Genomic DNA, 12,234 nt, shown 5'->3' on the forward strand with positions numbered 1-12,234 from the left:
TCGAGCGCCAGCTTGGCCTGCTTGGCGGCAATCAGCTCCTTCTCGTCATCCAGATCCTGCACCAGCTTGATGATGAGACCGATGCAGAGCGCCCCGGCGATCATCGGATAGGCGATATGGTTAACGATCTCCACCCCGACTTCGTGGGGCTCGGTCAGCAGCCAGATCAGCAGCATGGTGAGCCCTTCGCACAGCATCCCCGCCAGAATGCCGTAGAGCCAGAGCCGCGACTTTCGACAGCGCAGGTGCAACCAGGTGGCGAGCAGACCGGCAATAATGCTGGCGATAAGACAAGGGATGGAAGTGTGACCATCCATATCGATGAGGTAGCGGTGCAGGCCGGAGATGACCCCAGCCGGAATGCCGACCCAGGGGCCAAACAGGATGCCGCCGGAGATGATGGCAATGATCCGCACGTTGATCAGCGCCCCCTCCACCGGAATGCCGGTGTAGGTACTGAACACCGCAAACAGGCCGAAGATGGAGGCTACCAGCACCAGCTCCGCCGGGGTGTGATCCCGCTTCTGGAACAGCCGCTGGAACGGCCGGGTGCGGGTCAGGAAGAAGAGGGTCATCAGCATCAGCGCCGCCCGTTCGAACACCGCCAACAACATCATCTGATTTTCGAGCAACACCCGCACCTCTCCCGCATGTAAAACACCAAGGCTGTGCATTGTGCCACTCCAGGTCGGTCTAAGCTTTTTCTAATACTGGCCGATAGAGAAATTGACTCCATTCGGGGCCACCAAACAGGAGATACACATCATGAAAAGGAACTTCCTGCTGCTTGCACTCCCCACCCTGCTGATTGCCAGCCAAGTCGAGGCACAAACACTGAGCCAGACAGTGACCTGGCAAGCAACAGCCAGCAAAGACAGCCAATCCTCCGTCAGCTTGCTGCATCCCGGGCAACAAGCCATTTCCACCACAAGTTCGGCAGAACAGGTACTGGCTGCCCGGCTCACCGAACCGGGTTCCGGTCTTACTCTGCAAGCCAGAACTCTAGGTGCCACTCCCGATGCACCCAGAGTAACACTTAACGGCAAAACACTATCCCATGACTATCAATCTGTGCCAGCCACGGAACGCTATTATATCAGCTATCACAGCACGAAAAATCAGACCAACAGAGTCGTAGAAAGTGGCTACGAACTGATCGCTTACTGGCAACCATAAGCAACAGGCATGAAGGTAAACTAACTGACCTTCATGCCATGTTCTTCCCAATAACGCACGCCTGCTTTGAGCTGTTCATAAATATGTTGAATCTGCCGAAGTGCACTGGGCATACACATAGATAGTCGGGCAGACTGCTCCCAAGCAACGCAACATGCGACCAATACGTCAGCACCAATGATGCGGGCTCCGCCTTTAAGGCGGTGTATGTTGGAGAGAAAGGCTTGGTTGTCACCCGCCAGACTCGCTCTTTCTAGTGCCGCAAGATCATCATCAGCGGCTCTCAAAAACTCCGCGAGAAGTGAAGTCATCAAATCAGTTCGCCCTGCAGTTAGCGGGTACAAGCGTTGATTAATAGCATCCGCAACCTCGCTTGGGGGTGTATCGATATAACCCGTCTGATGAGTTGAAATACATAGTTGCAATTCATCCAGGCTCACCGGCTTGAACAAACAGTCATCCATACCCGCCTCCATCGCCTTATGAATCTGCTTTTGGCGGGCGTCAGCAGTTAATCCAATGATGATTGTTCGCTTACGCTTCTCTTTAAACTCCAAGTCTCGATAACGAGTGGCGAGCTCCAGCCCATCCATTTCCGGCATATTAAAATCAGTGATAATAATGTCAAAGTTTTGCGTCCCCAACCACTGAAGAGCCTCGGCAGCTGAAGATGCAGCCATCACAACATGGCCAAGAAATGTCAGCTGCTCGCTAACCAGTAAACGATTTGTTGGATGGTCATCAATAATTAAGACGCGGAGTGCTTGCGAGACGCTGTCAGAAGGAATCTCTTCAATAGGAGTTTCCACCTCTTCTAAAGAGGCATCGAGTAGTAATGGTAGAAGAAGTGAAACCTTGACTTGGCATCCCTCCCCAACCTCACTTTTAATCGTCAGATTTCCCCCCATCATCTGACACAATGTTCGACTAATCATCAGTCCTAATCCAGTACCGGATTTTTGAAGATCAACCGGTTGACGAGCTTGAGCAAAAGGTTGAAAAAGCATCTCCTGATCTGATTTGCTAATACCTATTCCACTGTCGTTAACAATGAGCAATATTTCACACAGATCATCTTCTGATTCTGTCTTTATTTCCAGACTCACCTCTACCCCGCCCTTACGGGTGAATTTAATTGCGTTGCTAAGCAGATTTGAAAGGATCTGTTTATAGCGAATGGGATCTATCATTACAGTAGCATCATTATGAACCGTCAGATTTAGCATCAACTCTTTTTGACGCGCACTTGCACTAAATACATTCACTACAGAACGGGTCAGGTCAGCCACTCGGTTTGGTGTCGGCAATAACTCCAATTTACCCGACTCAATCTTTGAAATATCCAAAATATCGCCGATCAATGCGAGCAAATCATGTGCTGACTGATGTGCAATTGCGATGGATTCTCTATCAGAAGTAGTCAGCGCATCTTTGCGTAAAGTCAGCTCTAACAAACCGATGATTGCATTCATAGGAGTGCGAATCTCATGACTCATGGTGGCAAGAAATGTCGATTTGGCACGACTTGCCTCCTGGGCATTCTGGCTAGCCTGAGCAAGTTTACGTACCAGAGCCGTTCGCTCGCTGATATCAATCCATCCCCCGACCACCCCTTTTACATCTCCACTCAAGTCACGATAAACCTGTAACCAGTGATAAAGATCTACTTCACGATCTTGAAGATGCACATGATAATCACCTTCGCGAGGTTTCCCATCACTCAATGTCTGATGAAAAACTTGCTCTAAAATGCTTACAGCTGGGTAGCGGTTCTTCAAATCAACCAAAGGGGTATACATCAAATCCCATTTGTCAATACCAAAAAAATTAACATAGCTGTTATTGCAAAGGATTAAATTACCCTCTTTATCTCTGGCGTAAATGGGGTGTGGTGTGCTTTCTACAAGCTCCTCTATAAACTTAAGTTGACTGCCAAGGGCCGCTTCAACCTGTTTCCGTTGCTGAATTTGACGCCATAAGGCCAAGCTCCAAAATATACCCAAGATAAAAATAGCGAATACAATAGATATGATTAACCCAAACTCACGTACCGCATCATGCCAAGTTATCGGATCTTGTTTGGCACTAACACGCCAGCGCGTTGCCAATCCTTCCAGTTCATCCGGTGGAATCAGAGCAAGAACCTTATCAAAAATTGCTATCAATTCCTTCTGTGATGGCGTTCCTGCGAAACTAGCCCCAAAGGGAGCTGAGTCAAATAACTCATCAGCTATATATAGGCTTTCTGGAAAATCAGCATTCACAAAAAATTTAGCCACTCTCAAAGGCAATATAGTTACATCACAGTTTTCTTTGGCTACACATGTTAAAGCTTTCTCAACACTATCAAAAACTATTCCTTTTCTCATATTATAGCGTTTTGCAGCTTCCTCGGAATAAAAGGCCCCTTTTAATATCGCTACTCTACCTACTTTAAGTAAGGTCTCCGGGTCCATCTCTTTTTTATTTTTATTCACTATATAAACCAGTGGATCTAGTGCAACAGCACGACTGAATATATATTTTTTTGACCGTTCTTCAGTCGGAGTCATAATCATCAAGTCGGCCTTACCTGAATCAATTGCTGATATTTCATCCTGGGTATTTGCCATTGGCAAAATATCAATCCGAAGACCAAGCTTGGACCTTAACACTTGAAAAAGGTCTGCAACTACGCCATGCAAGTTTCCATGTTTGTCAACAAAACTCACCGGTGGCAAATCTTTACTAACGGCGATTGTGATACTTTCTTTATCATTTATCCATTGCCATTCTCTGGTAGTTAAATTCACTTTATCTGAATGTATCGATAGGCCACCGCCACTCCAACGTTTGATAATTGAGTTTATATGCATTGCAGATACAGACCCCAATGCTGAATTAAGAATGTCCTTTAAAGTTGAATTTTCAGGATTAACCGCAAATGAAAAGCCACTAGTATCTGCATAAATGGGTCGGACAAGCTGAATGCTATCATTGTAAAGCTTGTTAATTATAAAGTTACCTGAAATCATATCAATCAGTACGGCATCAGCCTTTCCGTATGCAGCTGCGGCGACCGCCGCATATCGGGAGCTATATAAATCAATTTTCATGCCGGGCAAGTAACGAATAATTTCAGAAAATGGTAAATAAGACTCCGCAATCGCCACACGCTTAATATTTTTTTCTTTTACGCCAAACCGTTTATATAGCGCAGGTTCATCTGCAATATATGGCTTGGTAAGGGAAAGGCCTTCTCCCACTTCATAGCTATTAGCAGAACCAATGAAGTCAGCCTCACCATTTTTTATTGCTGTTATTGCAGCCTCACGAGAGGGAAACGTTTTCGCAACTATGTTTACAGCCAAGCTTTTGGATATAATTCCAATTATATCTGCTGTCACCCCCTCATAATTGTATGCACGCAAAGTAATATCCATTGGAGGATTATCTGGTTTCGGGACGGCCAAGACCAATTTATCTCTTTTTTTTAACCAAGCTTTTTCTTGATGAGTCAATAACGGCATATGATTAAAGTGCGTCGATACAGATTCTCGAGAGAATATACTCATTTGTTCATAGCCTTCAAACTCGGCTATCTGGTCGGATATACAGATTGGTGAGAAAATTGAAATAATCAAAAATAGAGAAAGACAACGCATCTACTATGTCCTCAAAAAACCATGTGTCGCTTGGCCAGCTCAACAAGCTCAACTATATTGCGGACCTGTAACTTTTGCATAATTCTGGTTTTATAGGTGCTAATGGTTTTTTCACTTAATAACATGTCTCGTGCAATGTCTTTATTTGTCTTACCATTGCACAACTCTAAAAAAACTCTCATTTCGCGATCTGACAACTCAGAGATAATATTTTTATCATCAACTGGCAACGAATATTTACCATCAAGAATAATTTCGCGCGGAAAATGCCTCCCTCCTTGCATGCACTTCTTAATCGCTTTTTTCAATAAAGTAAGATCATCCATTTTAGATACAAAGCCATCTGCTCCGGCCTGAAAACATCTTATCATGTTGTGCTGGTTATCTTGAGCAGAGAGAATAATCACTGACGACTCTGGTTTGATGGCCTTTATTCTTTTTATTACTTCTATTCCGTCTAGCTTTGGAATCCCAATATCAAGAATCACTATATCTGGTAGTAGTTTTTTAAAGGTGTGAATAGCTTCAACTCCATTATCCACCTCACCACACAAATAGTATCCTTCATGAGTCAGCATTATCGAGACCGCCATTCGTATGGCTGGGTGATCATCTACAACCAATATATTTCTCATGTTATACTCTCTATTTTAATCATATCAAAGTCAGTGTGGTAATTGAGTGACTAATTCAGGCAACTAGTTTTATATAGTTGAGTGCTATACCATCTCTTGTCAATGCTCCTACAAACTTATATTTACTGAGCTTTAAGTTGTAGCCCCAAAATATTGACTCCTATATCAAAAAGCAACCATTCCAATAAAAACATAATGTTACACCTTCACAAATAGATTTTGGGTTGGATGTGATACCTGCCATGACGCACCACCTCGCACCCACTTAAGAATTTTCCTACACGCCTTGCGATGGCGAAGTTGCATTCCCAGCGGTACTTTTGCCGTCGAAACTTTGGGCACTCGAGAAAACCATTCAGCTAAGGTTCAGATTCGCAGTATTCAAGGTACAACAGGGGATATCCCACAGCATAGTGTGAAAAAATAGGAAAATAATGATGATGAAAAAATCTCTGATCGCTCTGGTTATTGCAGCAATGGGCATGAGTGTCGCCAACGCCGCAACCGAGGCAACCGCAGTGGCCACCTGGCAAGCAACCGCCAAGAAAGATGTAACGTCTGACCTGGTCGTCACCCCGTTGGGCAGCTTGGCCTTCCAGTATGCTGAAGGTCTCAAGGGCTTTAACACTGTCGATGGTCTGTTCGATGTCACCGTCAAGGGCCAGGCAGGCACCACCGAAGATCCGATTACTGCCTTCACCCTCAAAGCCAAGAAGCTGAGCGGCACCCTGAATCACCTGGCTGGCGGCTCCACAGTTGATGTGGGTGTGTTCTGGATGGGTCAGCCGTTGACCACCAGCGCTTACACATTCCTGATCGATACCAGCAAAGGCATCACCGGGGGCAACCTGTCGCCGCTGGCTGAGGGCTTCAACAAGAATGCTCAGCGCACCAGCGCTCAGAGCCAATTCTCCTTCAATATCGAGAAAGCCACTGTTGCTGGCGCCCCGGCGCCCTTCAATACCCTGCCTGATGGTCTGTGGAGTGGTCAGGTCAACGTCGAGTTCGTTGCCAACTGGTCCTAACACCCAGCCGTTTCCTATTCAAGGGGGCCTTTGGGCCCCTTTTTTTTCCAAGAGTCTATTTATGCTGACAAGAACATTCATGTTGCTGCTTCTGGCCTGTCCGTTTGCCAGCCATGCCATTAATGTCGGAAGTGTCACCACTTTTATTGACGTTGGCACACAAGAAGTATCGAAAGAGATTGAAAATAATAGTGATCAGGCAAGGTTGGTCACTATCGCCGTCTCCCGCATTTCTTCGCCGGAAGAGGGAGGGGTAGAAATCCCGATGGAAATGGACGGGGAGCTGCTGCTTTCCCCCTCCAGAATGGTGCTGCCGGCAAAAGCCAAAAATAACGTGCGCTTTTTTTATAAAGGACCGGCAGATGACAAAGAGCGTTACTACCGTATCACCTGGCGCGATACGGCGCTCTCCATGGATGATCAGCGCAATGAGAGTCGCCAAGCGGTGGCTACCACCTCAGCCCAGATTGGCACCATCCTGGTGGTGACCCCCCGCCAGAGCAACTTTGACTATGTCTTGAGCCACGGCGAGCTCACCAATCGGGGCAATGCCTCTTATCGGGTGGTGGCCTATGGCGTCTGCCGCGATAACCCGAAGCAGCAGTGCAGGGAGACCTATTACGATTTGCCCGGCAAGCAGCGCACCTTCAAACGTGTCGATATTACCCATGAGAAGGGGCATGTGGGCCTCTGGCTCGGCCCTGAGTTCGTAGTCGTCAAATAACTCGCCATTTTGTGATTTCGGACTTTGAATTCATATGAACAAAAAACAACTCCCCACTATTGGCTTGTTGACGATCTGGTGTGCATGCACCATGTCTGCTGTCGCCAGCCCGGTGATGCCATTGCGCATTGCCAATGTCATCATTCCGGCCAGCTTTGCCAGCGCACTGCGCGATGGGCTGTCGGTACCGGTACAGTTGCGCTATCAGGATGCTGATGCAGGCACAGATACACTCACCCGTGATCCTGTCGGCAGCGCAACTCTTGTTCTAAAGGGCCACTCGATTTACCTCCTCAGCGTGGATTTCTCGGCAGGCAAAGGCCAAGGGCTGCTCAACGACGACCTGATCGCCAAGCTGGCAGTCGATGACGACCGTCCCTTTGATAAAGCAGGACTGCTGCAGATCGACAAAGATGCCACCATGCAACTCGACCTGGTAACCATGTTGATGACCCTCGAGGTATCCCGCGCAGCATTTAGCCTAGAAAAACCGATAGTGAAAGACGAGAGCCTGGCACCCAGCACCCACCAACTTACCAGTATGAATCGCTATAACTTTGGTTACTCATTCAGCAATGGCGATGCTGGCTATCTCGACTCAAACTACCTGCAACTTGGCAGCACTGTTGGCCTTGGCGCCAATCATCTTTTGCTCGATGGCTCCTTGTATAACCTTGGTAAAGAGGGCCAAGATGGCCAACTGTATCGTGCCATGTATGAGCGTGACCTAGATAATCGACGCCTTGCTGCCGGCATGGTGTCAACTTGGGATCTGCAAACCCTCGGCTTGGTCAGCGCCCTTAATACCAGTCGGATCTATGGTGCATCATACGGTAACCAGGCATTTTCCCGTCAATCCAATACCGCCGATTCAACCACGCCAGTACAGGTCTTTATGCCGGCCGACGGCGAAGCCAGAGTCTATCGCGACGGGCGCATGTTAGCGGTCGTCAATTTGCCCATCGGTAACCAGACCCTGGATACGAGTAACTACCCTAACGGAGTCTACGATGTACGGGTGGAGGCTTACGTGGATGGTCGTCTGGTTAGCACCAACACGCAGCGGGTCACCAAACTCGGCGGTAATAACCAGTTCACAGACAGCTGGGGCTGGCAGGCATGGGGCGGATGGATGGAAACATCAATGGAGACACAAACCGATTCCCCTGTGCTCGGAGTATCGCTGTCCCGCACCTATGGCGCTGTGGCTTTTTCCGGGAGCAGCTATGCCTTTAATGAAGCGTCCGTAGGCGAAATCGGGTTGCAATGGCAACCCATGGATAACATGAGTCTGGGCGCACAAACCATGCTTTCAAGCGAAGGTTCATACCGAGTGGGGAGCAATATCAACATGCAACTGCTGGATAACCTGTCGCTTTGGGCAAGCCAGGAAAAACTGGTAAGCGGCGATCGGCTAAACCTGAGCAACAGCGACCAGATATCGTTAGGCACCAGCCTTAACCTAGGCGAATGGGTCAGTGCACTGGGACAACTCTCAACAAGCGCAAACTTCGACCGGCTGAGGAACAGCAAACGCAGCTACATCGATTACAGCCAAAACCTGTACTCAGGTACATTAGGCACCTTATCGCTGAGAGGCAGCTTACAGAGCGACGGGGTCAATTTTGGCCACTTTGATAACAAGAGCATCATGCTCGACTACACATTACCCCTCGGCAACATGTTTAGCTTGGGAATGAGCAGTAACGAACAGGGACAAACCACCGCTAACCTGGGCTATCACACCTACCTCGATGGCGTCATTAATCAGGTCAACCTCAATGCTCAACGGACATTGAATGGTGACAGCAACAGTTCTCCCGCCCTCTCCGGCTCGCTGGGCTATGACCATCAGCTGGTGACGGGGGCCATGAGTCTGACACGTAACAGCCAGGGCGATATAAATGGCAACCTCACCGCTCGTGGCGCTTTGGGTACTACCCAAGAGGGGCTAACCCTGACTGGACAAGGCGATCACAGTGCGGGGCTCCTTATCAAGACGGACACAGGGGCTGATTCCCGCTTGCAGGCCAAGGTCAACGGGATTGACTATTCCTTGCAAGGGAATAAAACCTTGATCGCGCTGTCACCTTACCAGAAATATGAGGTGGAATTAATGAACAGTAAAAACAGTGTCGACAGTTATGAAATCAATAGCGGCAAACAAAGTTATACCCTGTTCCCGGGTAACGTCGCCACGCTGGATGTCAGCCAGTCGATCCGTGAGATGGTGACCGTATTCGGCGTGATCCGGGCAGAGGATGGCACTCTGTTGACCAACGCCCGCATTGACAACCATATCGGCACCACCCTGACCAACGAGGCCGGCGAGTTTAGCCTTGATGTCGATAAAGCCAACCCCATGCTGATGTTCAAACATGGCAGCGACTACTGCGAAGCAGAACTCGATATTCGCAATGAAAGTGGCGCGGCTTGGGTCGGTGACATCATATGTCATGGCCTGACAAGCTATGCCAGAAATTGACAATACGCTTATTACGCGTGCGATAACAACACATTGAGATCATCATGAACTGGATTAAATCTGTTTTCTCTATACTTGCACTGCTCTACAGCATCTCGGTAGCGGCCGAGATTACGAATAGCAGCTACTTGTCAATCAAGAATCATATTGACTCCAACATCTATATTGGCCCGCTCGCTTATAATGATGATATAGGGACAATCGCCGGCACTTCGCATATCACACATCCCAATCAAGAGCTGTTGGCTTACGCTCGTATTGCCTGCAAACGTAATTATAGCTCACCCAGTCCATGTATGTCTTCGAGTTATCCATTCTGGACTCTTTGGGAGCCCAACCCTTTCGTACCCGCACCGTATCTTGGAATTTCGTGCCATATCTTAACTACCGCCAGCTATGGCTGTGATAAAACTGGCAAGTTTCCTCTATATTATATTCAAGGCGCACTTTATCCCCAAACCGCCCACTGGGGTGTTCGGTCTTTTCCCGGCTTCAGGAACTATGGCTTCATGAGCCAACCATATGGTTTTATTGCGGGTGCAGTGAGCACGGCATACCTTGAAAAATTGCACAATGTGCCCACCGGCAACCAGGTCAGTATCACACAGCAGTTCTGCGCTCATAAATCAGCTAATGTGGTATTGCCAACACTTCCATGCGACTATCAGGAGACCAATACCCTGAACTATAAGAAAGCAGGAACGCTAACTTTGATGCCTATAAAACAAAAAAATAATATCTTTGTTGATAGCAATGGTACCCCGACTCTGTTGCCTGGCTCTACGGGTTGCGAACAAGCCACTGTCGCTGGCGTCAATGGTCTGGTGTGTGAAATCAGCAGCTATAATTTTGAGACTCAAGGCTGGCCGTCCAAAAGTCCATTCAATTACGCTATTCGGATTAATAATGCAGCCTTGAATGCCAAAGTGGCGGTTGAGGACATCAAGATCAGCGCAGATAAAGTCACTTGGACGGGAAAGGAAGTAACACAGCCTCTGGATACTCTGCAAGGTAGAAAAAGCATCTATATATTTCTTTCAAAAAAATATTTTAAAGCGCTGAATGACACTGGCCTACTTGGTAGCGACCAGCAAGTATTACGTTTCTCTATTTTCCATTCCGAAATGACTGCTAGCGGATATTATGAGTTTTCGCCATCGGTACAATTTGATGTCAAGAGCCGATACTATTCCGTGTTTATTACCCCGGAGAGTGGCTCATACGCTGAAGGTAAAGTGGGCTATGATAGACTGGTTTTTCCTTACAAGCTGGCAGAGAGTGGACCCGTCTCAGCCTCTAGACTGGAGATGCGAGTAACCCAGGATACCGGCACTGTATTTAAAGGATTTTGTACCCTCTATCAAGGCAACTCTGCGATTCCCGTTCCAACTCGCTTGGTATTTAACAGTGAAAGCTTGGGTGATAATTATCTACAGCCCATCAGATGCGATGCAACACCAATAGATCTCCGAAGCTTCCAGATTAAAGACTCCCGACCACCAGAGTATTGGCAAGGACAAGAAGGCGATGGCGTGACACGCTATTATGATGTGGCTCTCGATTTTGACTTGCGTCACCCTATGGTATTTGAGACCACAGCAGGGGAACCTTGGGAGGGAATCGCAGCTCAAACAGGAAAAATAGAGTTACGCGCAATCTGGAACTAACCAGTGTCTTATATGATGCAATTAACAATGGCGCAACTATAATTGGTGCGCCTTACTTGATTGAGATACAAATAATAATATTCCCCGCATTTTAACATTATCATTCGAGGATTAAGTAACATGAGAAAATTTCTACTCTTTATTTATATTTTCCCTGTTTTAGCCTTTGCATTCGATATTGGCCCCATGACTGCCAACATGGCGCCAGGCCTAACCATGCTGACCCGAACTGTAACGAATATGAGTGATAAACCCAAGGCATATCTGGTAAGTGCGGTGCGGATCAGTAATCCCAAGGCCAACGGTATAGAACTTCCCATGAAGTCAGGAGAGTTACTATTTGCACCAAAACGTTTTTTACTTGCGCCACGAGGAACCGAGAACGTAAAGCTATATTACAAAGGCCCCAATGATAATAAGGAACGTTATTATCGCGTCACATTTACCGAATCTCCCGCAGCACAAAAAGATACACAGCTCAGAAATTCCTCCTCTGCAGCCGCATTGGATATCAATATCGCCTTGCAATCAGTGCTAGTGGTGAGGCCACGAAAAGTAAAGATGGATTATCAGGCAGACCTTGTGAAAGGGCTCATCACAAATACAGGAAATACCTATTTTGAATTTATGGTAAAAGAAGGATGCCACCAATCAGATAGTGTGGCGGATAGTAAATTTCTCCTGCCAGGAGAAACCTATCATAATAAAAAAATTAAGGAAGATAGCAATCAGAAATTCATTGTCTATGATGACAAGTTCATTCCGATTGGTAACGAATGTTGGTAACGAATGTTGGTAACTAATGTTGGTAACGAATGTTGGTAACGAATGTTGGTAACGAATGTTGGTAACGAATGTTGGTAACGAATGTTGGTAAC

9 protein-coding genes are annotated in these 12,234 nt (G+C 47.2%); 6 read left to right on the plus strand and 3 right to left on the minus strand.

Annotated elements, in window-relative coordinates; translation table 11 throughout:
• On the minus strand, nucleotides 1–632 hold a 632-nt coding region (locus tag G5358_RS18040), incomplete at its 3' end, for a LytS/YhcK type 5TM receptor domain-containing protein (RefSeq protein ID WP_421324640.1).
• A 133-nt stretch (nucleotides 633–765) separates the two neighbouring features.
• Here G5358_RS18040 and G5358_RS18045 point away from each other — a divergent pair.
• Entirely contained in the window at nucleotides 766–1,176 is a 411-nt protein-coding gene (locus G5358_RS18045; RefSeq protein ID WP_201931639.1) for a hypothetical protein, read from the plus strand.
• A 20-nt stretch (nucleotides 1,177–1,196) separates the two neighbouring features.
• Here the strand turns inward: G5358_RS18045 and G5358_RS18050 are convergent, their stop codons facing one another.
• Both G5358_RS18050 and G5358_RS18055 read right to left on the minus strand, forming a co-directional pair.
• Complete coding sequence (locus tag G5358_RS18050) at nucleotides 1,197–4,820, minus strand: response regulator (protein WP_421313196.1); 3,624 nt, start codon at nucleotides 4,818–4,820, stop codon at nucleotides 1,197–1,199.
• 11 nt (nucleotides 4,821–4,831) lie between these two features.
• The gene (locus G5358_RS18055; protein WP_421324635.1) at nucleotides 4,832–5,455 is read right to left on the minus strand and encodes a response regulator; all 624 of its coding nucleotides are present in this window, start codon (nucleotides 5,453–5,455) and stop codon (nucleotides 4,832–4,834) included.
• 440 nt (nucleotides 5,456–5,895) lie between these two features.
• Between G5358_RS18055 and ecpA the strand changes: the two genes are divergently transcribed.
• From ecpA to G5358_RS18080, 5 genes are all read left to right on the plus strand, one after another.
• Nucleotides 5,896–6,480 (plus strand): common pilus major fimbrillin subunit EcpA, encoded by a 585-nt coding sequence (gene ecpA, locus G5358_RS18060; protein WP_421324641.1) that lies wholly within the window; start codon nucleotides 5,896–5,898, stop codon nucleotides 6,478–6,480.
• Between the two features lie 79 nt (nucleotides 6,481–6,559).
• A complete protein-coding gene (locus tag G5358_RS18065) occupies nucleotides 6,560–7,204 on the plus strand; it encodes a hypothetical protein (RefSeq protein WP_421324636.1) in 645 nt (214 codons plus the stop codon).
• A 34-nt stretch (nucleotides 7,205–7,238) separates the two neighbouring features.
• A complete protein-coding gene (locus G5358_RS18070; protein WP_421324637.1) occupies nucleotides 7,239–9,689 on the plus strand; it encodes a CS1-pili formation C-terminal domain-containing protein in 2,451 nt (816 codons plus the stop codon).
• A 44-nt stretch (nucleotides 9,690–9,733) separates the two neighbouring features.
• Nucleotides 9,734–11,356, plus strand: a complete 1,623-nt coding sequence (locus G5358_RS18075; protein WP_421324638.1) for a hypothetical protein — start codon at nucleotides 9,734–9,736, stop codon at nucleotides 11,354–11,356.
• Between the two features lie 120 nt (nucleotides 11,357–11,476).
• Entirely contained in the window at nucleotides 11,477–12,142 is a 666-nt protein-coding gene (locus tag G5358_RS18080; protein ID WP_421324639.1) for a fimbria/pilus periplasmic chaperone, read from the plus strand.
• Nucleotides 12,143–12,234: the final 92 nt, after the last annotated feature.

The organism is Aeromonas sp. 604176, assembly GCF_049170755.1.
GTDB classification, from domain to species: Bacteria; Pseudomonadota; Gammaproteobacteria; order Enterobacterales; family Aeromonadaceae; genus Aeromonas; species Aeromonas veronii_A.